The sequence below is a fragment of the Phaeobacter sp. PT47_59 genome (assembly GCF_028890025.1).
GTDB lineage: Bacteria > Pseudomonadota > Alphaproteobacteria > Rhodobacterales > Rhodobacteraceae > Phycobacter.
On the sequence record NZ_JARCJL010000013.1, the window covers coordinates 77,985 to 98,847 of the forward strand.

Consider the following 20,863-nt stretch of genomic DNA (forward strand, 5'->3'; position numbering starts at 1 on the left):
CCTCGTTCCGGCGGTCTGTGCGTATTTTTATCGCATCTCTTCCGCCGGGGTTACGCCAAGAATACCAAGACCTGCGGAAATGACAATGGAAACGGCCCGTGCCAGCGCCAAATTGGCATGTGTTGCCGATTGGCTGCTCTCATTAACAAATCGTAAACTTTTGTCACTTTTGCCGAGGTGGTACAATCCGTGCAGATCCGAGGCCAGATCATAGAGGTAGAAGGCGATGCGATGCGGCTCGTTGCTGCGCGCGGCGATCTCCACCAGACGCGGCCATTCCGCCAGCTTGCGGGCCACCGCCTGCTGCGCCGGGGCGGCCAGCAAAGACAGATCCGCACCCTTCAGTGTCTCATCATCGGTGGCAATCCCCGCCTCTGCCGCCTTGCGCAGGGTCGAGCAGATCCGGGCATTGGCATATTGCACGTAGAAGACGGGGTTATCCTTGGACTGTTCCAGCGCCTTGTCGAGATCGAAATCAAAGCCCTGATCGTTCTTGCGGGTGAGCAGCATGAAGCGGGTGACATCGGGACCCACCGCCTCGACCACGTCGCGCAGGGTGACAAAGGTCCCTGCCCGCTTGGACATCTTGAACTCCTGGCCGTCCTTGAACAGCTTCACCAGCTGGCACAGTTTGATATCCAGCGGCACCTTGCCATCGGACAGGGCCGAAACGGCGGCCTTCATGCGTTTGACATAGCCACCATGGTCGGCGCCGAAGATATCGATCAGCATATCGAAGCCACGGGTCACCTTGTCATAGTGATAGGCGATATCGGGGGCGAAATAGGTCCAGGCACCGTCGGATTTCTTCACCGGGCGATCCACGTCATCGCCGTGTTCGGTGGATTTGAACAGGGTCTGCTCGCGCGGCTCCCAGTCATCGGGCTTCTTGCCCTTGGGCGGCTCCAGCACGCCCTGATAGATCAGCCCCTTGGCATCGAGGCTTTCAAGTGCCGCTTCGATCCGGCCGGTGCCATAGAGGGATTTCTCCGAGAAGAAGACATCCATCTTGATGCCGAGCAGGTTCAGATCCGCGCGGATCAGGTCCATCATCGCATCGGTGGCAAAGTTGCGCACCTCTTCCAGCCAGACCTCTTCGCCCTTGCCGACATAGGCATCGCCCACCTTGGCCTTCAGCGCCTCGCCCACCTCGATCAGGTAGTCACCGGGGTATGTGCCGTCTTCAAAGGCGACCTCCTGCCCGTGCGCCTCGAGGTAGCGCAGGTAGACAGAACGGGCTAGGACATCGACCTGCCCGCCGCCATCGTTAATGTAGTATTCGCGGGTGACATCATAGCCTGCATAGGCCAGCAGTGACGCCAGCGCATCGCCAAAGACCGCGCCGCGGGTATGACCCACATGCAAGGGGCCGGTCGGGTTGGCCGAGACATATTCCACATTGACCCGCTTGCCCGCACCCAGATCCGAGCGCCCGTAGGCAATGCCATCCTTCAGCACCGATGCCAGCACGCCCTGCCAAACCCCTTCGGCGAGGCGCAGGTTCAGGAAACCGGGACCGGCGACCTCGGCCGAGGTGATGCGCGGATCCGTTGCCAGCTGGGCGGCCAGCGCCTCGGCGATGTCGCGGGGCTTTGCCTTGGCGGGCTTTGCCAGTACCATGGCGGCATTGGTCGCCATATCCCCATGGGCCGCATCGCGGGGCGGCTCTACCGCCACATGGTCAAAGGAAAGCCCCTCGGGCAGAGTGCCTGCGGCGGTGAGCGCTGTCAGGCTGTCGATCACGAGCGAGCGGATATCGGTAAAGAGGTTCATATCGGGCGTCCTATAGGTTTGTCCTAGCGGATACCCACGCCCGCGCCCCCGGTCAACCGGATCACGCGCCCGTTGGGCCCTCTGGGCCTGGAAACCCGCACCACGGATGACCGCCGATCAGCCAGAGGGTCAGCCGGAGGATCAGCCAGAGGCGGGTTTGCCCGCAATCAGTCTTTCGTGCAGCTGCAGGGCAAACCGGTCCGTCATGCCCGCGATGTAATCGGACACCAGCCGCGCCAGCGCCGTCTTGTTCTGCGCCATGCGGATTTCGGGATGCCAGCGTTCCGGCATCTCCAGCGGGTTGGCCAGAAAATAGGGAAACAGCGCCTCGACCACCTTGGAAACTTCGGCACGCTTTTCCATCACCTTGGGGGCGCGATACATGCGTTCGAACAGGAAGGCGCGGATATCCTTCAGATCCAGCCACAGCCCATCGGAGAAGCGCACCACCGGCGCCCCCAGCGCCCGCACCTCCTCGACGCTTTGCACGCCGGATTCCTGAAGGCGGTCCTGCGAGGTTTCGATCACATCCTGCACCATCACCCCAAAGACGCGGCGCAGCGCCTCGTGACGGCGACGGTTCTTCTCCAGCCCCGGATAGCGCAGATCCACATCGCGATAGGCAGAGCTGACGATGGGCAAGCGGGCGACTTCCGCGTCCGAGAATAGGCCCGCGCGCAATCCGTCGTGCAGATCGTGGTTGTTATAGGCAATGTCATCGGCCAGGGCCGCCACCTGCGCCTCGGCGCTGGCATGGCTGTGCAGCTCCAGGTCCATGGTGGCGTTGAACTCCGCCAGCGCCCAGGGCAGCGCGCCGGTGACCGGCCCGTTGTGCTTGGCGATGGCTTCCAGCGTCTCCCAGGTGAGGTTCAGCCCGTCGAAATTGGCATAGTGCCGTTCCAGGTTGGTGACGATGCGGATGGCCTGGGCATTGTGATCAAAGCCGCCATAAGGCCCCATCAACGCATGCAGCGCATCCTCTCCGGTGTGGCCGAACGGGGTGTGACCCAGATCATGGGCCAGGGCGACCGCCTCGGTCAGCTCCTGATTGAGCCCCAGCGCGCCCGCAATGGTACGCGCCACCTGGGCCACCTCGATCGAATGGGTCAGCCGGGTGCGGTAATTGTCACCCTCATGCTCGACAAAGACCTGGGTCTTGTGCTTGAGCCTGCGAAAGGCGCTGGCATGGATGATGCGATCCCGATCGCGCTGGAAGGGAGAGCGGAAGTAGCTTTCTTCCTCGGCAACCAGCCGCCCGCGGCTCTTGTCTGGCATGGTGGCAAAAGGCGCATACATTTCTGATCTTTATCCTTTGCAAATCTTGCCGCCCGCTGTGCGCGTTTCTATATGTATCCTAGCATGCTGCAACCTCGATTTGGGAGAGATTTATATGCAATTGCCCCCAAAGGTAACCGATCGCGCCTTTGCCCGCCTTGCCGAGATCGGCGCCGCTGATCAGGGACAGGCCCTGCGCGTTGCCGTCGAGGGCGGCGGATGCTCGGGCTTTCAGTATGAAATCGCCCTGGACACGCCCAAGTCCGATGATCTGGTGCTGGAAGGCGGCGGCGAAAAGGTGGTGGTCGATGCGGTCTCCCTGCCCTTCCTGGAAAACGCGGTCATCGACTTCACCGAAGAGCTGATCGGCGCGCGGTTCACCATCGAGAACCCCAATGCCACCTCCAGCTGCGGCTGTGGCACCTCCTTTTCCATGTAAGCGTGACCTCCATACCAGCCTGACCTGGCAGCGTGCCTGTCGTGATCGGGGCGCAGATGCGGCTCAAGGGTCCGTCTGCGGCAGACGCAAGCGTGCCACAAGGCTGCTGCGCCCCACGCCCATCTGGTCCCACACCAGATAAAGCCCCGAGATCATGATCGCCGCTGCCCCGGCCCAAGTATCGGGACGCACCGCTTCGCCAAAGGCCAGGCCGCCAATCACCACCATCCAGACGAATTGCAGGTTCATCAGCGGCGTGACCGCAAATGCGGGCAACAGCCGCAGGGCCGCCACCAAGAGCCAACGGGCGCCAAACAGCATCCCCGCATAGATCAGCGCCCAGGCAACATCCGCAAAAGGCATCGGCTGCCAGACGAAGGGCAAGACTGGCAGCATGGTCAGGCAGAGCGCCAGGTTGGGGTAGAAGACCTGCGCCAGCACATTCTGCTCATACCGCCCGATATAGCGCGACAGGGTGATCGACAGGGTTCCCAGCACCGAGGCCGCCAGCGCCACGCCGTGCCCGCCAGACAAGGCCGAAATACCGCCGGGAAAGACGCAGATCACCCCGACAGATCCGACCGCAAGCGCGCCCCAGGCCACCGGGCGCACCCGCTCCCCCAGGATCGGGGCGGACATCAGCCCTGCCAGAAGCGGCATCAGGCCGATAAAGATGAAGACCTCGGCAAAGGGGAGCAGCCGGAAGGCATAGAAGAAACACAAGGCCGCCAGCACCGTGGCGCCCGACCGCACGCCCATGGCCCGGATGCACCGGGTGCGCAGCCCCGCCGTGATCGCGGCCCGCGCGGGCGCGCTGCGGTCGCGTGCAACGAGGCAAGCCAAGGTGCACAGGCCCGCAACCACTGCCCCGGACAGGGCGTATAGCTGCGCGGGCGCATAGCCTCCGGCCAGGAGTTTGGTGATCCCATCCGCCGAAGCGATGAAGCCGGTGTAGACGACCACCAAAAGGGCGCCGCTCAGCGCCGGGGTCCCCAAGGTTTGGGAGCCCAAGGCCGGGAACGCCCGCTTCATGCGCAGCCCGCCCGCAGGCTGCCTGCCTCACCGCTGCGGGCAAACAGCGCGAAGAACTCACCAAAGGCCTGGGAACTGGCCTCGGCCCTCTCCATCACCTCGATCTGGCCCGGATCGAGCCAGGCCGCCAGATCCCGCCGCGCCACATCCCAATCGCCATAGCCGCGCGGCTCTGCCTCATAGAGCGCACGGGAAAGGCTGCGCAGCACCCCCGCTCCGCCCGGTCGCCGCAGCAAGGTGCCCCCCTGCGGCAAGCCCCGCCAAAAGGGCTGCCCGCCTGCAACGCCCTGCCACCAGTTGCAAACGAAATAGGTGTGATAGTCATCCGGCTGGCCGCCAAACCCGTTCTCCACCACCTCGAACCCGGCCACCTGCCGCTGCAGCCAGTCCTGCCAGACCTGCGGCACCTCGGCACCTGCGTAAGCCAGCGCGATGGCCACCTCTGCCAGCAGGTCCGCATCCTGATCGAGGAAGGAAACCAGCCCCAGGTATTCAAGGCTTTTCAACGCCGCAGGCGACAGGCCCGGATCGCGCCGCCCGTATTCCGACAGGTAGAAGACCAGATGGGTCAACTCGTAGCCGATCTTCTTGTTCGGCAGGGCAAAGGCCGCCGAGCCTTCGGCAAAGGCGTGCAGGCGCTCGTCCAGCCCCGGCATATCCAGCCGCACGTCCCGGCGCGCCAAAAGACGGCGCGCCTCGGCCCGTTGCAGATCCGACAGCTCCGCCTGGGCCAGCCCCTGCGCCCCCACCCATCGGGCCAGCGCCGCGCCCTTGTTGTGCCGCGCCAAGCCGAGATCCTCCAGATCGAGGCAGATCGACAGGATGAAACGGTAATAGGGACGAAAGAAACCAAGGCGCCGTTCGACCGTGTCGTAAAACGCCTGAAAGGGCGCCAGCGCAGCCGTAGGCACATCGGCCCCGGTGCACTCCAGGATGTTCAGCAGTTCGGCGTTTTCCTTCAACCAGAAGACGCTCTCCGGATCGTGCCGGTACTCGGCAAAACTCGTGCAGAGCACCGCCCGCCCCCCGGCACCCCCTGGCGTAGTCCGGATGCGATTGCCCGGAAAGGACAGAACCTGTGCGGTTGAACCTCGCGTCATTGTCGACACCCCCCTGGCCTGCGCCAGTCCTATGCTGCCATGCGTGCCCCCGACGGATCCGGGAACTTGGGGGCACCCCCGGAGGGATCCGGAGCTGCCCCTATCTGTCATGGCGCGCCCCTCACCGGGCCGCGCGCCGTGCAGCCGCGCCCTTAGCTGCCCGAAGAAAACAGGCCGGTGGCCTCGCCCCGGGTGCGGCTGGCCTCTGCCCGCGGCGCCGAACCGGACGAGAACAGACCGGTCAGAACGCCCGCGGACTGGCTGGCATCGGCAACCGGAGCGGAGCCGGAGGAAAACAGCGACACCGCTTCTCCGGTCAGGCTGTCGGCGCTGCACGGCGCGGACCCCGAAGAGAACATCTCGGCGCCACCACCGCTGAGCAGATCGGTCGTGGGGGCCGAGCCCGAGGAGAACATCTCGGCTCCATGGCCGCCAAACAGGCTGTCCGGCGCGGTCTGAGCGGTGGTGTGAATGTGTTTTTTCTTGAGCAATGCAGTCATGGAAACCTCCAACGTTAAAGCGTGATTGCCCTGAAACGCTGGCACGGAGGACGTCGCCCAAAAACAGAAAACTGCAATTTACGGTTGCTTTTTCCGCGGTCGACACTTGAACTTTAATCCACAAATTATTACCATTTATCAATGATTTAAAGTGACACACACCTTATGCCCAACCTTGTCCACACGGGCAGTATTGCACAACCCCAGGCATCAACTCAAGGTAGACACCAACGGAGTCGCAAAACGATCCCTGACATGCCCGAACACCTCGGCAGAAACGATTCGCCTTTCGGGGCGCGCTCTTGCTCTGCCGGGGCGTTTGGGCGATAGAAATCGCAACGCAAAACGCCCGCAGCCGCGCCTTTCTGGAGACCGGACATGAAAATCGCCACCTTCAACATCAATGGCATCAAGGCCCGCGCCAAGGCGCTGCCCGACTGGCTGGATGAAGCGCAACCGGACGTGGCGGTTCTGCAGGAGATCAAATCGGTGGACGAGGCCTTCCCGCGCGAGATCTTCGAAGAGCGTGGCTACAACGTGGAAACCCACGGTCAGAAAAGCTTCAACGGGGTGGCGATCCTGTCGAAACTGCCGCTGGAGGATGTGCGCCGCGGCCTGCCCGGCGATGACAGCGACGAACAGGCCCGCTGGATCGAGGCCACCGTGGTCGGCAAGCAGGCCATCCGCATCTGCGGGCTCTACCTGCCCAATGGCAACCCGGTGGAACTGCAGGCCGATGGCAGCCCCGTCGCGGGCGGCAAATACGCCTACAAGCTGGCCTGGATGGAGCGGCTGCGCGACCGCGCCAGGGACCTGATGGCCGATGAGATGCCTGCCCTGATGGCGGGCGACTACAACATCATCCCCCAGCCCGAAGACGCCAAGCGCCCCGAGGCCTGGATCGACGACGCCCTGCACCGCCCCGAAAGCCGCGCCGCCTTTCAGCGCATCGTGAACCTCGGCTTCACCGAAGCCTTCCGCGCCCGCCACCCGGGGCCGGGACACTATTCCTTCTGGGACTACCAGGCAGGCGCCTGGAACCGCGACGACGGCATCCGCATCGATCATTTCCTGCTGACCCCGCAGGCGGCGGATCTTCTGCTGGACTGTCAGATCGACAAGGATGTGCGCGGGCGTGAAAAACCCTCGGACCACGTGCCGGTCTGGGTCGAACTGGATCTTTGAGCGCGCCTTAGAGGGCGGTCACATCGTGGCGGTAGATCCAGTCGAACTGCCCCACCATCATCTGCGGCAAAAGGCGGCCGCCCAGTTTCAGGATCTGATGCGCGGGCCAGTTGAAGGGCGGGCGCAGGTGATATTTCCAGGCATTGCCATTGGCAGCGGCAACCACCTTCGCCGCGCGGTCGCGACGGCGGGCCTGGTATAGTGCAAGCCCCGATGGCATATCCGGCGCCTGGCTCAAGCACGCGGACAGGCTCCAGGCATCCTCCAGCGCCAGATTCGCCCCCTGCGCCATGAAGGGCAATGTGGGATGGGCCGCATCCCCCAGCAGGGCCAGACCTTCACCATGCCAGGACTCCGCCACCTCGTGACGGAACAATCCCCAGAGCGCCACGTCATCGACAGCGCGCAACAGCTCTCCCGCGATACCGCCGAATCCGGCAAAGGCGCGGCGCAGGTTCTGCGGGTCATCCTTGAAATTCCAGCCTTCTTCGGCCCATGCCTTGCGCTCCTGCGCGGCCACCAGATTCACCACGGAACCATCCCGAAGCGGATAGGCCACCAGGTGCCGCCCCGGCCCCATGAAGACCTGCGCCTCCGGCCCCAGCCCCACTGTATTGGGCACAATGGCGCGCCAGGCCACCTGGCCGGTGAAAAACGGCTTGGCCGCACCATTGAGCGCGGCACGCAGGCGCGAGTGCAGGCCATCCGCCCCCACCACCAGATCGCTGCCACAATGGGCCCCGTTGGCAAGCAGCACCCTGGGCTGCGCGCCCGGCTCCACCTGCTCGACCTTCTGCAGCAGGCGCACCTGCACCCCGTCGCGGCGGGCAGCTGCGGCCAGGATGCCGATCAGGTCCGAGCGATGCACGAAGTAATAGCGCAGGTCGGAGGCATATTGCTCCAGATCGAGGCGCAGCACTTCCGCACTGCGGGCATGGCTGCGCAGAACCACGGCGCGCGCGCGCTGCGAACACCAGGCCAGATCCTGGGCCAGGTCCAGCGCCTTCAGCACCGCCAGCCCATTCGGTGTGATCTGCAGCCCCGCCCCCACTTCCGAGATCGCCTCGGCCTGCTCCAGCACCGTCACCCGCGCGCCCTGACGGCGCAGCGCGATGGCCGCCGCTAACCCGCCAATCCCGGCGCCGATGATGGTGATTTTCGTGTCTTTCAGTTCCATGGGACCTGCAGAATCTCCGCTTGTCTCTGCCATAAACGAAAAACGCCGGAGCCGCAGGCCCCGACGTTCATATTTCTGGCTTTCCCGCGCAGTTAGTCGTCGCGGTGGACCTTTTCGCGGCGCTCGTGACGCTCTTGCGCCTCAAGGCTCATGGTGGCGATCGGGCGCGCATCCAGGCGTTTCAGCGAAATCGGCTCTCCGGTGACTTCGCAGTAACCATATTCGCCCTCGTCGATGCGGCGGATGGCGGCGTCGATCTTGGCGACCAGTTTGCGCTGGCGATCACGGGTGCGCAGCTCAAGCGCGCGATCCGTTTCCTCGCTGGCGCGGTCGGCAACATCGGGAATGTTTCGGGTGTTGTCCTGCAATCCTTCGATGGTGTCGCGGCTCTCCGCCAGGAGTTCCTGCTTCCAATTCAACAGCTTGCGACGGAAATACTCGGCTTGCCTATCATTCATGAAAGGCTCGTCTTCGGCCGGACGATAGTCTTCCGGCAGAAACATTTCTTGCTTCATTTCGGCTCCTTCGGTCTGGCCCATAATGCTGGTCTCTTCAATTTGTTCCAAGCACTGCGGCTCCCCATGCCGCAGCGTTTATCCCCTGCGACACAGATTGTCACTACACAATAGTAAACGCGGTGGGTTAAAAGCGCTCTAATCGCGCCGCACCGATGGCTTGTGCTGGCCTATGCGCAATGGAAACAACAAGGGATGCAGGACGGACATGCAGTTTCAGGGCACCAAGGACTATGTTGCAACGGATGATCTGAAGGTGGCCGTGAATGCCGCCGTGACGCTGGAGCGCCCGCTACTGGTCAAGGGAGAGCCCGGCACCGGCAAGACCGAACTGGCCAAACAGGTGGCCGATGCCCTTGGCCTGCGGATCATCGAGTGGAACGTGAAATCCACCACCCGCGCCCAGCAGGGTCTTTACGAATACGATGCGGTCAGCCGGTTGCGCGACAGCCAGCTGGGCGACGAGCGCGTGCATGACGTCAGGAACTACATCAAGAAGGGCAAGCTTTGGGAGGCCTTCGAGGCCGATGAGAAGGTCGTGCTCTTGATCGACGAGATCGACAAGGCCGATATCGAGTTCCCCAATGACCTGTTGCAGGAGCTCGACAAGATGGAGTTCCACGTCTACGAGACCGGCGAGACGATCCGCGCCAAGCAGCGCCCGATCATGATCATCACCTCCAACAACGAAAAGGAACTGCCGGACGCCTTTCTGCGCCGCTGTTTCTTCCACTACATCCAGTTCCCCGATGCCGAGACCATGAGGAAGATCGTCGAGGTGCATCACCCCGGCATCAAGGAAAGCCTGTTGACCACGGCGCTGACCCAGTTTTACGAGATCCGCGATACTGCCGGGCTGAAGAAGAAACCCTCCACCTCCGAGGTGATCGACTGGCTGAAGCTGCTGCTCGCAGAAGACCTCACCCCCGAGGATCTGGCCCGCGATGGCGCCGATGCCCTGCCGAAGCTGCACGGCGCACTACTGAAGAACGAGCAGGACGTGCACCTGTTCGAACGGCTCGCCTTCATGGCGCGGGGACGGCGCTGACCCACAGGGCAGAACAGCCGATCCGGCCCGATGCGCCCGCTGTCACAGCGGGCGTTTTACTTTATTGCCACCAATCTGATCTCGTCACCGGCCGCCACTTCACAAAGCCGCAGCCCCATGACCATACTGCCGTAACAGGCATCCCGCCGTTTCAGACAACCCCATAGTTCAAGGACCACAGGCGTGACCACCTCCCCCGCTCCCACCATTCGCCCGCTGCAGCCTTCGGACGAGGCCGAATGGCGCCGTCTTTGGACGGCCTATCTGGACTTCTACAATACCTCCGCTCCCGAAGAGGTTTATCAGACGCTGTTTTCCCGCTTGCTGAGCGATGATCCGGCCTCTTTCTCCTGCTTTGTCGCTGACGCGGGGGACCGGCTGGTGGGGCTCACGCACTACGTCTTTCACCCGCACGCCTGGAACATCAATGAGGTCTGCTACCTGCAGGATCTTTATGCCGATCCGGACAGCCGTGGCACCGGCGTGGGACGGGCCCTGATCGAGGCGGTCTACCAAGCCGCAGACGCGCGCAAGGCCGCCAATGTCTACTGGCTGACCCAGGACAGCAATGAAACCGCGCGGCGCCTCTATGACCGCATCGGCAAGCTGCCCCCCTTCCTGCGCTATCAGCGAGGTTGATTTGACCTCCCTCGCGCCCCTTCTTCGACGCGCCCTGCTGGCCTTTGGCGTGGCAGCCCTCACCGGCTGCAGCGCTGGCGTTGATGTCGATCAGCCCAGCCGCGCCGCCATCGCGGACAGCACCCTGCCCCCGGCGAAGGCCTTTGGCAGCTCTCACCCCCAGCCACCGATCCGGGCCAACAGCGATATCGCGCGGGATTTCCTGGACCTTCACTTCAATCTCGAAGGCGGCGGCACCCTGCCCGTCTTTACCCGCTTTGAAGAGCCGATCACCCTGCGGCTGACGGGCACCGCGAAACCGGGCTTTCGCCAGGATCTGAACCGGCTGCTGCACAGGCTGCGCGATGAGGCGGGGGTCGACATTGCCGAGGTCACCGGCGGGCCCGCGCATATCACCGTTGAGACGGTATCGCGCAAGGCGATCCGCAAGGCCCTGCCCAAGGCGGCCTGTTTCGTGGTGCCGAATGTGTCATCCCTGGCCGAGTTCCGCCGCAAGCGCCGCAGCCCCGATACCGATTGGAGCCAGCTGCGCAGCCGCGAACAGCTGGCCATTTTCCTGCCCAACGATGTCAGCCCGCAAGAGGCCCGCGACTGCCTGCACGAGGAACTGGCCCAGGCCATCGGCCCCTTGAACGATCTCTACCGGTTGCCGGATTCGGTCTTCAACGACGACAATGTGCATACCGTTCTGACCGGCTTTGACATGCTGATCCTGCGCGCGACCTATGCGCCGGAGCTGCACACCGGGCTCAGCCGTGCCGAGGTCGCCGCCCGCCTGCCCGCCCTTCTGGCCCGGCTCAACCCGGCGGGGCAGCGCATCGCGCCCCACCCGCTGCAGCGCACGCCGCGCGCCTGGATCGATGCGATCGAAACGGCTCTTGGCCCCGATACCCGCCTGCCGCAACGCCAGAACGCGGCACGGACCGCCCTGCGGATCGCCCGCGACAATGGCTGGCGCGACCACCGGCACGCGCAGGCGCTTTATGTGCTGGGGCGCCTGATCCAGGCCGAAAACCCGAACGCCGCGCAAGAGATGTTCCTGGCCGCGATGGAAATCCTGCGCACCCAGCCCGGAACCGAGCTGCACCAGGCCCGCCTGCGCCCAAGGATGGCGGCGAAGGCCATCGCGGAAGGTGCCGCAGACAGGGCGCTGGCCCAGCTTGCCCCCGTGCCGGAGATCGCCGCCCGCCACGAAAACGCGGCTCTGTTGGCCACCGCCTTGATGATGCAGGCCGAAGCGCTAGACCTTGCGGGGCAATTCGACGCCGCCGCCGCGGTCAGGCTGGACAGCCTTGGCTGGGCGCGATACGGGTTTGGCCCGGATTGGGCGGTGCGCGCCAAACTGCAGGAAGTGGCGGGCCTCAGGCCCCGAACCAACTGATCGCATCGGGACCGATTGGCCCGGCCCGAACCGCGCAGGTAACAGGATGAAACAGGCGGAAGACATATGATCGTAATCGCTGCTTTGCTGCTGGGGGCCACTTTGGGCGTCCTGACAGCGCGGAAACGTAACGGCAATCTGGCCGACATGCTGCAATATGGCGCTGTCTATGCCATTGCCTTTGGTATTGTCGGGATGCTCGCCACCCTGATCATTCACCGGATGGCGGTGTAAGACGCAAGGATAGACAGCCGATGTTCCAGCCCTTTTTCGAGAACCTGCGAAAGGCCTCCGTTCCCGTGTCTCTGCGGGAGTATCTGACCTTTCTGGAGGGGATGAAACGGGGATTGGCGACCTACGACATCGACGCCTTCTACTATCTGGCCCGCGCCGCCATGGTGAAGGACGAGCGCAATATCGACAAGTTCGACCGTGCCTTTGCTGCCACCTTCGAAGGGCTCGAAGCGCTGCCCGCCTCTGCCGTTCTGGAAGCCGTGGACATCCCAGAGGAATGGCTGCGCAAGATGGCGGAAAAGCACCTTTCCGAGGAGGAGCGCGCCGAGATCGAGGCGATGGGCGGCTTTGAGAAGCTGATGGAGGCCCTGCAGGAACGCCTGAAAGAACAGGAAGGGCGTCACCAGGGCGGCAACAAGTGGATCGGCACCGCCGGCACCTCTCCCTTTGGCGCCTATGGCTACAATCCCGAGGGCGTGCGCATCGGCCAGAAAGAGGGCCGCCATGGCCGCGCGGTCAAGGTCTGGGACAAGCGGGAGTTCAGGAACCTGGATGGCGACGTGGAGCTGGGCACCCGCAACATCAAGGTCGCCCTGAAACGCCTGCGCCGCTGGGTGCGCGAGGGCGCGCAGGAAGAGCTGGATCTCGATCACACCATCCGCGCCACCGCCGAACACGGCTACCTGGACGTCAAGACCCGCCCCGAGCGGCACAACGCAGTGAAGGTGCTGCTGTTCCTCGATGTGGGCGGCTCGATGGATCCTCATATCAAGGTGGTGGAAGAGCTGTTCTCGGCCGCGCGAAGCGAGTTCAAGCACCTGGAATACTTCTACTTCCACAACTGCCTCTACGAAGGGGTGTGGCGCGACAACCGTCGCCGCTGGGATGCGCAAACGCCCACCCATGAGGTGCTGCGCACCTATGGCCCCGACTACAAATGCATCTTCGTGGGCGATGCCTCGATGTCGCCCTATGAGATCGCCTATCCGGGCGGCGCCAACGAGCATTGGAACCAGGAGGCCGGTCAGGTCTGGCTGCAGCGCGCCCGCGAGCAATGGGCGTCGAACCTCTGGATCAACCCGGTGCCCGAGAAATACTGGGATCACACCCATTCCATCGGCATGATCCGCGAGATCTTCGAAAACAACATGGTGCCGATGACCCTGCACGGGCTGGAAAAGGGCATGCGCGAGCTGACCCGCTAATCCGGCACATCAAGCGCCTCTTGGACCTTGGGGGCAACAATCCGCTTGAGCACAGGCCGCCTGCACCCCATATCTATGCCATGCTGCGTCTGACCCCGATCCTGCTGGCCGTGATCTATGGCCTTGTCTCCTACCGGATTTCCGTCTGGCGGACCCACCGCGAGCTGGACGCCAAATCGACCCGCCTGGCCGATCCGCGCCTGAAAAAGCTGACCGACCGCATGGCGGCGGCACTGGAGGTGGCGGATATCCCCGTCTTCATCTACGAGGTCGACCCGGTGAACGGGCTTGCTGCCCCCGATGGGCGCATCTTCATCACCCGCGGATTTTACCGCAAATACGAAGCGGGCGAGGTGAGCGATGCGGAACTCTCTTCGGTGATTGCCCATGAGTTGGGCCATGTGGCGCTGGGGCATTCGAAGAAACGGATCATCGATTTTTCCGGCCAGAACGCCCTGCGCACGGCGCTGATGATGATCCTTGGCCGCTACATTCCCTTTGTCGGCCCCTGGATCGCGGGTCTCTTGGCCAATCTGCTGGCCGCCCGCCTGTCGCGCGGCGATGAATATGAGGCGGATGAATATGCCGCCGCACTGTTGATGAAGGCAGGCATCGGGGTGGAGCCGCAGAAAAGCCTGTTCCGCAAGCTTGAGGAACTGACCCAGGCGCGCGCGGGCATGGCCCCCGCCTGGCTGATGAGCCACCCCAAGACAGAGCAGCGCATCGCCGCCATCGAACGGCTGGAGGCCGACTGGGCCAAGGTGTAACGCCGGGTCACGCCGCTCGCGGGCATCTTGCTTGCCGTGACAGGAAGGTCCACATCTAGGCAAAGACATCGCGACCGAGGCACCCCCATGCGCTACTCCCTGCTCGATCTGGCTCCCGTCCCCGAAGGCTCCGACATTGCCCAGGCGCTGAAGAACAGCACAGAGCTGGCGCGCCATGCCGAGGCGCTTGGATTTCATCGCTACTGGCTGGCCGAGCATCACAACATGCCCGGCATCGCAAGTGCGGCCACCGCCGTGCTGATCGGCCATATCGCCAGCCAGACAAGCAGCATGCGCATCGGTGCCGGTGGCATCATGCTGCCCAATCACGCGCCCTATATGGTGGCAGAGGCCTTTGGCACGCTGGCCTCCCTTTATGGTGACCGCATCGATCTGGGGCTGGGGCGCGCGCCGGGTACCGATATGCAGACCGCCCGCGCCCTGCGCCGGGGCATGGGGGCGGCGGCCAGTGGCGACAGCTTCCCGCAGGATGTGATCGACCTCATCGGCTTCATGGCGCCCGAAGACCCAGCGGCCCCGGTGCGCGCCTTTCCGGGGCAAGGCACCAATGTGCCGGTCTGGATCCTCGGTTCCAGCCTCTATGGCGCGCAGCTGGCCGCGCATCTGGGCCTGCCTTACGCCTTTGCCTCTCATTTTGCGCCGCAGGCGCTGGAGGAGGCGCTGGAGGTCTATCGGCGCAGCTTCCAGCCCTCGGTGTTCCTCGACAAACCCCATGCGATGATGGCGATCAATGTCTTTGCCGCCGACACGGACGCCGAAGGGGTGCGCCTGCGCAGCACCATGCAGCAGGCCTTTGCCCGCCTGCGCCTTGGACGCCCCGGCAAGCTGCCCGCGCCTGTCGATGACATCAATGACCACCTGCAACCGCATGTTCTGGCAGGCGTCAACGAGGCCCTGCGCATCACCGCAGTCGGCAGCCCCGACACGGTGCGCAGCCAGCTGTCGGAGATCATCGGCAAACATCAGCCCGACGAGGTGATCCTGACCGGGCAGATCCACGACCACAAGGCACGTATGCGGTCTTTCGAGATCGCCGCCGGTATCCTGAAGGATCTCTGAGGCTCAGCCCGCCAGCGCCTTGGCCAGACGAGGCAGGCGCGCCTTCTTCAAGAGGGGGCGCATCTGCCAGCCGCCGCCCGACAGGCGGTTGGCCTCGGCCAGAACCGCTGCGCCCACGGCCTCCATCCCCGCCTGTTCCTGGAGCCACAGATCGTAAAGCAGCTCATCCGGGCCGATGCGTTTCAGCCCCTCTTCCGCCAGGGTATGGCGGGGGAAATCCTTGGCATTCATGGTGACGATGCCATCGGCATGGCCTGAAATGGCCGCCGCCAGCACATGCAGATCCGCCGCGTCCGGCAGCCAGAGCCGCGCCTCTACCGCCGGGGCGGGCGGCACCACGGCGCCGGGCCAACCCGCCTGCAGCATCGCGACTTCGGCCTGCGCCTGCGCCGCGCCTTCGGGCCCAAGCTTCAGCGCCGCACGGCGCCATTCCTCCAGGATACGCTCGGACCAGAGCGGCGTATATAGCCCCAGCCGCGCCGCGCCCAAGAGCATCTCCCGCATCACAGTGGGATATAAAACGCAGGTATCAAGGAGCAGTTTCACGCTCTTAGCCCAGCCGGAAGAACACGGCCTTCAAGTATCCGCTTTCCGCAAGCTGCGGCATCTGCGGATGGTCGGGGCCTGCGTATCCGGTGTGAATGAGCTGCCCGCGCCGCCCCGCCTTACCGATCCCGCGCGCCGAAGCATTGCGGAACCGGGTCAGATCCGCCGCATGGGAACAGGAGCAAAGCCCCAGATAACCGCCCGGCGCCACCAGAGGGGCGGCGAGCTTGGCCACCCGCTCATAGGCGCGCAGGCCCGCTTCCAGTGCGTTTTTCGAGGGCGCAAAGGCGGGCGGATCGCAGATCACCACATCGAATTGCGCGCCTTCCGCGCCAAGGGCCGTCAGCACGTCAAAGGCATCGCCCTGCCGCGCGGTGAACCGATCCTGCCAGCCCGCTGCAGCGGCGCCCTGCCCGGCCAGATCCAAGGCCGCGGCCGACCCATCGACGCAGGTGGCCTCTGACGCGCCAGCCGCCAGCATGGCCAGACCAAAACCGCCCACATGGGAAAACACATCCAGCACCTTGGCCCCCGGCGCCACCAGACGCGCGGCAAAGCCGTGATTTTCACGCTGATCGAAGAACAGGCCGGTTTTCTGCCCGCCCGTCAGATCCGCCATATAGGTGGCCCCGTTCATGACGACCGGGACCGGCGCGGTGGGCGCATCGCCCAGAAGGGTGGCGTTCTGATCATCGAGCCCCTCAAGACCCCGGGTGCGGCCCGAGGCATTTTTCAGGATCACTTCGGCGCCGGTCACCTCGGCCAGGGCTGCGGTCAGCGCCTCCAGATGCGCCTCGGCCCAGGCGGCGTTGGGCTGCACCACGCAAGAGCCGCCAAATCGGTCGATCACCACGCCGGGCAGCCCGTCCGCCTCGGCGTGAACCAGCCGGTAGAAGGGAGCCTCATATAGCTGGGCGCGCATCTCCTGTGCCCGCTGCAGCCGCGCCGCGAACCAGGCCTGATCGATCACCGCTTCGGGGTCGCGGTCCAGCATCCGGGCGATGATCTTGCTTTCAGGGTTGACCGCGACCAGCCCCAGGGGGCGCATCGCCTCATCCTCCAGCACCGCCAGAGTACCCGGCGCCAGCTTGCGCGTGCGTCGGTCGGTAACCAGCTCGTTGGCATAGACCCAAGGGAAACCATGGCGGATCGCGCGGGCGTTCGCCTTGGGCTTCAGTTTGATGCGGGCGCGCTGGGGCGCCGAGGGGGCGGAGGCTGTATCTGTCATGCCCCCTCATAGACCCAAGGGGCCGCAAGGGGAAGAGAGCCCGTGCACCAGCTCAGCGCGCCCGACTGCGCCAGCCGCCGCGCCTGCCCGGGCGCGCCAGTTCTGCCAGGCCTTCGCTCAGAACGGCCCGCATGGGGTGATCCTGCGGCTGCTCCGCGTAACGTTCCAGGAGGGCGCCGATGGCATCGCGGCTGTCCTGATCTGCAGGCAGGCTCAAGGCCCAATCCAGGAAGATGCTGCGGCATTGGCTGGCGTCGATGCCTTCGATGCGAAAGGCCTCGCGGATCAGCCCCTTCGGGTCGATCAGGTTCTGCTCATTCGGTGTCGGCATCTGCCCCTTCCCGTTTCAAAGCCTCGTCGATGATCGCAGCACAGTTTGCATAGCTCTGCTGCAACCGCGCCTCCAGCGCTGCAAGCGAGTCGAAACCGGTGCTCCGGCAGAGGAACTGCGCGCCCCCCTCGCCCAGGGTTGCCGCATCCAGCCCCTTGCCTGACAACAGCCTCGCCGCGACCTGCACCGACCAGTATAGACGATAGGCCGCCTCTAGGTGTTCGCCTTCTGCGACCTTCAGCCAGCCACAGGCGACAGCCCCCTGCAAGCCAGCCGCCACATCCCGCGCGCCCGAACCGGACACCAGCGCCCCGGCCTGGGCCACCAGTTCGATATCCATCATCCGCCCCGGCCCGGTCTTGGCATCCCAGATCCCGGCGGGCGCCTTGGCGGCGGCGATGCGCCCGCGCATGGTGGCGACCTCGCCAAGGATGTCACGCAAGCCGCGGGGAGAAGACAGAACCTGGCTGCGAATGCCTTCAATATCCGCACGCAGATCCTGCGGCCCGGCGATGGTGCGGGCCCGGGTCAGCGCCAGATGCTCCCAGACCCAGGCTTCGTTCTGCTGGTAGTGGGCAAAGCTGGCCATACTCGTGGCCACTGGCCCCTGGCTGCCCGACGGGCGCAGCCGCATGTCCACCTCGTAAAGCCGCCCCTGCGCCATCGGCGCGGTCAGCGCGGTGATCAGAGCCTGCGTCAGCCGTGCGAAATAGGGGCGTGTTGCCAGCGGGCGCTTGCCCTCCGAGGCTTCGACCTCTTGCGGATCATAGATCACGATCACATCCAGATCCGATTGCGCATTGATCCGCCCGGCCCCAAGCGAGCCCATGGCAACCACCGCCGCCCCGCGCCCCGGTGCGGCCCCGTGTTTCGCCGCAAACTGTGTTTCCACGCAGGGCACCAGCGCGGCGATCACCGCCTCGGCCAGTTCGGCATATTGGATGCCCGCGGCCTCTGCATCGATCAGCCCGCGCAGATGGTGGACACCGATGCGGAAATGCCATTCCTTGCACCAGCGCCGGGCGGCATCCAGCTGCGCCTCATAGTCGCCCTCCGCCTTCAGCAAGGCCACAAGCTGCTGCGTGAGGGGCTCCCGACCCGGCCAGGGATCAAAGAACGAGCCGCCAATCACCGCGTCGAAGACACCCGAATTGCGCGACAGGAAGGTCGCCAGCTCCGCCGAGGTGCCGACGATATCCACCAGCAGGTCCATCAACTGCGGGTTGGCTTCGAAAAGCGAGAACAGCTGCACCCCTGCAGGCAGCCCCGACAGGAACCCGTCCAGCGCAAGCAGCGCCTCTCCCGGTTTGGCGGTGCGGGCAAGCCGCGACAGCAGTTCCGGTTTCAGCCTCTCGAAGATCTGCGCGCCGCGCGCCGAGCGCAGCGCCGGATAGGTGCGCCAGCGGGCGATGATGCCCTGGTCCAGCCCCTCTGGCACCGCGGGCGTTACCGCTGGCGCGGCATCGGGGGCAAAGAAATCCTCGGTCTGGGCGTGCACCTCGGTCAGGCGGGCGCGGATCTCGTCCTGCAGGTCCTTCGGATCGCGTCCCATCAGGCAGGCAACCCGGGCGATGCCATCCTCGGACTTGGGCATCCGGTGGGTCTGGGCGTCATGGACCATCTGGATGCGGTGTTCCACCTCGCGATGAAAGCGATAGTGATCCGAGAGGTTCGCGGCCAGATCGTCCGGGATCCAGCCCTTGCCCGCCAGGGCTGCCAGCCCTTCCACGGTGCCGCGCAGGCGCAGGCTTTCGTCGCGCCCGCCCGCGATCAACTGCCGGGTCTGGGTGAAAAACTCGATCTCGCGAATGCCGCCGCGCCCCAGTTTCATGTCGTGACCGGGCACGGTGATGGCACCGCCGGTGCCCTTGTTCTCCCGGATGCGCAGGCGCATGTCGTGGGCGTCCTGGATGGCGGCAAAATCAAGGTGGCGCCGCCAGATGAAGGGCCGCAAGGAGGTGAGGAACCGCTCCCCCGCAGCGATATCCCCGGCGCAGGCGCGGGCCTTGATGTAGGCGGCGCGCTCCCAGGTGCGACCCAGGCTTTCATAGTAGCGCTCGGCCGCCTCCATCGCGAGCGCCACGGGGGTGACCGAAGGATCCGGGCGCAGGCGCAGATCGGTGCGGAAGACATAGCCATCGCCGGTCTTGTCACTCAGCAGCGCACACATGTTGCGGGTGGCGCGCACCATGCCCTGACGCGCCTCGTAGAAGTCATCCGGATCAAAGCGGGTTTCATCGAAAAGACAGATGAGATCGATGTCAGAGGAGTAGTTCAGTTCATGCGCGCCCATCTTGCCCATGGCGAGAATGGCAAGGCCGCCTGCCGTCTCCACGTCATCCTCGGTGAGCCCCGGCAGTTTCTTGCGCCGGATCAGCGCGGCGATTTCGGATTTGATCGCCACATCGGCACAGAGCGCGCCGAAATCCGTGAGTACCCCGGTGACCCGCTCCAGCGGCCAGACCCCGCCCAGATCGCAAAGCGCCGTCAACAGCGCAATGCGCCGCTTGGCCTGACGCAGCCCCGGTTTCAACTGGTCCGGCGGCAGGGCGCGGCAGGTCGCAAACACCCGATCCACCGCAGCCTCCGGATCTGCCAACGCCTCGGGCAACCAGGCGGCCTCGCGTGCAATCAAGCCGTTCAGATAGGGGCTGGATCCCCCCGCCCCGGCCACCAGCAGCGCCATGTCACCGCCAAGCTCCGGAACATGGGCGCGGATCTCCTCGCCAAGGGCAGCATCAAAGGGGCGCGGAAGGCGGGTGATCTGAAAGAGCTGTGTCATGGCGCGACTGTGTTCCGCCCCGCAGCCCTCGTCAATGCGCCTTTTGGCAGCAAGCCAAATTGCCCATTCTGCTTTTCAATCCAATCCATTGCATGGGTCAGGAATACCCCCATAGCCTTAGATAGCAGGGGTCGGCTATCAGCGATATGTGGCTGTGTTCCACTCTTCGTCAGGGTGTTTCGATAACAAGTTCCGTTTTTTCGCAAAGGCCTAGGTCTTTGTGGGTTTCCCAAGGTGTCAGGCTTTCGGGTGTTTCAGTACCGTGACGAGTAATACGTTCCTTTGTGCTGAAGATGAGCATGGCCACACCCCAGAAGACGGGGAGCGCATGCCCTCAGATTTCGTGACGTCGTATCTCGTGATGCCATATCTCCTGACCTAGCGGAGGCACCTGCGTCTCCCCGGTCAAAAAGACCCCGATCATCAAGATCCCAGCCCCCATCCCGATCATCAGCGTTTGACACGGTGATGCGCGATCTATCGCCGGAATTGAACGCCGATTATGAACATGTTATCATAAGTTGTAGGCGTTTTTCACGCGATTTTCGCGATGCGCCCCATGACCGCCACAAAGGCGCCGTCATTCTCAACCCATCTAAGCGGGCCGGTGAGAGGATGAAATCGAA

The 20,863-nt window shown here is 64.3% G+C and carries 20 protein-coding genes; 9 read left to right on the plus strand and 11 right to left on the minus strand.

All coding sequences use genetic code 11. The features are described from left to right. Nucleotides 1-27: 27 nt before the first annotated feature. Complete coding sequence (gene argS / locus PXK01_RS13415) at nucleotides 28-1,773, minus strand: arginine--tRNA ligase (protein ID WP_274860462.1); 1,746 nt, start codon at nucleotides 1,771-1,773, stop codon at nucleotides 28-30. 141 nt (nucleotides 1,774-1,914) lie between these two features. After that, complete coding sequence (locus tag PXK01_RS13420) at nucleotides 1,915-3,069, minus strand: deoxyguanosinetriphosphate triphosphohydrolase (protein WP_274860464.1); 1,155 nt, start codon at nucleotides 3,067-3,069, stop codon at nucleotides 1,915-1,917. Nucleotides 3,070-3,163: 94 nt separating this feature from the next. Here PXK01_RS13420 and PXK01_RS13425 point away from each other — a divergent pair, with 94 nt between their 5' ends. Then, on the plus strand, nucleotides 3,164-3,487 hold the full coding sequence (locus PXK01_RS13425; protein WP_274848975.1) for a HesB/IscA family protein: 324 nt from the start codon (nucleotides 3,164-3,166) through the stop codon (nucleotides 3,485-3,487). A 63-nt stretch (nucleotides 3,488-3,550) separates the two neighbouring features. Here the strand turns inward: PXK01_RS13425 and PXK01_RS13430 are convergent, their stop codons facing one another. The 3 genes from PXK01_RS13430 to PXK01_RS13440 all read right to left on the minus strand — a co-directional run bounded on the left by PXK01_RS13430 (nucleotide 3,551) and on the right by PXK01_RS13440 (nucleotide 6,119). Next, entirely contained in the window at nucleotides 3,551-4,519 is a 969-nt protein-coding gene (locus PXK01_RS13430; protein WP_274860465.1) for a DMT family transporter, read from the minus strand. Further along, nucleotides 4,516-5,619: a DUF6902 family protein gene (locus PXK01_RS13435; RefSeq protein WP_274860466.1), complete on the minus strand. Its 1,104-nt coding sequence runs from the start codon at nucleotides 5,617-5,619 to the stop codon at nucleotides 4,516-4,518. The genes PXK01_RS13430 and PXK01_RS13435 overlap by 4 nt, the downstream gene beginning before the upstream one ends. A gap of 152 nt (nucleotides 5,620-5,771) precedes the next feature. Beyond that, the gene (locus PXK01_RS13440) at nucleotides 5,772-6,119 is read right to left on the minus strand and encodes a DUF6749 family protein (protein ID WP_274860467.1); all 348 of its coding nucleotides are present in this window, start codon (nucleotides 6,117-6,119) and stop codon (nucleotides 5,772-5,774) included. 378 nt (nucleotides 6,120-6,497) lie between these two features. Here PXK01_RS13440 and xth point away from each other — a divergent pair, with 378 nt between their 5' ends. Continuing rightward, complete coding sequence (gene xth / locus PXK01_RS13445) at nucleotides 6,498-7,304, plus strand: exodeoxyribonuclease III (protein ID WP_274860469.1); 807 nt, start codon at nucleotides 6,498-6,500, stop codon at nucleotides 7,302-7,304. Between the two features lie 7 nt (nucleotides 7,305-7,311). On the opposite strand, the gene PXK01_RS13450 is transcribed toward xth, so the two are convergent. After that, the gene (locus tag PXK01_RS13450; protein ID WP_274848970.1) at nucleotides 7,312-8,481 is read right to left on the minus strand and encodes an FAD-dependent monooxygenase; all 1,170 of its coding nucleotides are present in this window, start codon (nucleotides 8,479-8,481) and stop codon (nucleotides 7,312-7,314) included. 92 nt (nucleotides 8,482-8,573) lie between these two features. Then, nucleotides 8,574-8,996: an RNA polymerase-binding protein DksA gene (dksA, locus tag PXK01_RS13455; protein ID WP_192966958.1), complete on the minus strand. Its 423-nt coding sequence runs from the start codon at nucleotides 8,994-8,996 to the stop codon at nucleotides 8,574-8,576. A gap of 208 nt (nucleotides 8,997-9,204) precedes the next feature. Between dksA and PXK01_RS13460 the strand changes: the two genes are divergently transcribed. The 7 genes from PXK01_RS13460 (at nucleotide 9,205) to PXK01_RS13490 (ending at nucleotide 15,350) form a co-directional block, all read left to right on the plus strand. After that, the gene (locus tag PXK01_RS13460) at nucleotides 9,205-10,044 is read left to right on the plus strand and encodes an AAA family ATPase (protein WP_274848968.1); all 840 of its coding nucleotides are present in this window, start codon (nucleotides 9,205-9,207) and stop codon (nucleotides 10,042-10,044) included. A gap of 183 nt (nucleotides 10,045-10,227) precedes the next feature. Continuing rightward, nucleotides 10,228-10,683: a GNAT family N-acetyltransferase gene (locus PXK01_RS13465; RefSeq protein WP_274860471.1), complete on the plus strand. Its 456-nt coding sequence runs from the start codon at nucleotides 10,228-10,230 to the stop codon at nucleotides 10,681-10,683. A 1-nt stretch (nucleotide 10,684) separates the two neighbouring features. Beyond that, nucleotides 10,685-12,064, plus strand: a complete 1,380-nt coding sequence (locus tag PXK01_RS13470) for a DUF2927 domain-containing protein (RefSeq protein WP_446728452.1) — start codon at nucleotides 10,685-10,687, stop codon at nucleotides 12,062-12,064. Between the two features lie 66 nt (nucleotides 12,065-12,130). Continuing rightward, nucleotides 12,131-12,298 carry a hypothetical protein gene (locus PXK01_RS13475; RefSeq protein ID WP_274848966.1) on the plus strand — a complete coding sequence of 56 codons (168 nt, stop codon included), beginning with the start codon at nucleotides 12,131-12,133 and terminating at the stop codon, nucleotides 12,296-12,298. 20 nt (nucleotides 12,299-12,318) lie between these two features. Beyond that, on the plus strand, nucleotides 12,319-13,503 hold the full coding sequence (locus tag PXK01_RS13480) for a vWA domain-containing protein (protein ID WP_274848965.1): 1,185 nt from the start codon (nucleotides 12,319-12,321) through the stop codon (nucleotides 13,501-13,503). Nucleotides 13,504-13,583: 80 nt separating this feature from the next. Beyond that, nucleotides 13,584-14,270 (plus strand): M48 family metallopeptidase, encoded by a 687-nt coding sequence (locus tag PXK01_RS13485; protein ID WP_274860473.1) that lies wholly within the window; start codon nucleotides 13,584-13,586, stop codon nucleotides 14,268-14,270. Nucleotides 14,271-14,357: 87 nt separating this feature from the next. Then, nucleotides 14,358-15,350, plus strand: a complete 993-nt coding sequence (locus PXK01_RS13490; protein ID WP_274860474.1) for an LLM class flavin-dependent oxidoreductase — start codon at nucleotides 14,358-14,360, stop codon at nucleotides 15,348-15,350. 3 nt (nucleotides 15,351-15,353) lie between these two features. Here PXK01_RS13490 and PXK01_RS13495 read toward each other — a convergent pair whose 3' ends face one another. From PXK01_RS13495 to PXK01_RS13510, 4 genes are read right to left on the minus strand one after another with little or no spacing between them, the layout of a single operon-like run. Beyond that, nucleotides 15,354-15,896: an RSP_2648 family PIN domain-containing protein gene (locus PXK01_RS13495; RefSeq protein WP_274848962.1), complete on the minus strand. Its 543-nt coding sequence runs from the start codon at nucleotides 15,894-15,896 to the stop codon at nucleotides 15,354-15,356. 4 nt (nucleotides 15,897-15,900) lie between these two features. After that, nucleotides 15,901-17,124 (minus strand): RSP_2647 family RNA methyltransferase, encoded by a 1,224-nt coding sequence (locus PXK01_RS13500; protein WP_274848961.1) that lies wholly within the window; start codon nucleotides 17,122-17,124, stop codon nucleotides 15,901-15,903. A gap of 52 nt (nucleotides 17,125-17,176) precedes the next feature. Then, nucleotides 17,177-17,455 carry a hypothetical protein gene (locus PXK01_RS13505; RefSeq protein ID WP_274860475.1) on the minus strand — a complete coding sequence of 93 codons (279 nt, stop codon included), beginning with the start codon at nucleotides 17,453-17,455 and terminating at the stop codon, nucleotides 17,177-17,179. Continuing rightward, complete coding sequence (locus PXK01_RS13510; protein WP_274860476.1) at nucleotides 17,439-20,237, minus strand: [protein-PII] uridylyltransferase family protein; 2,799 nt, start codon at nucleotides 20,235-20,237, stop codon at nucleotides 17,439-17,441. Before PXK01_RS13510 ends, PXK01_RS13505 begins: the two co-directional genes overlap by 17 nt. Between the last annotated feature and the right edge of the window lie 626 nt (nucleotides 20,238-20,863).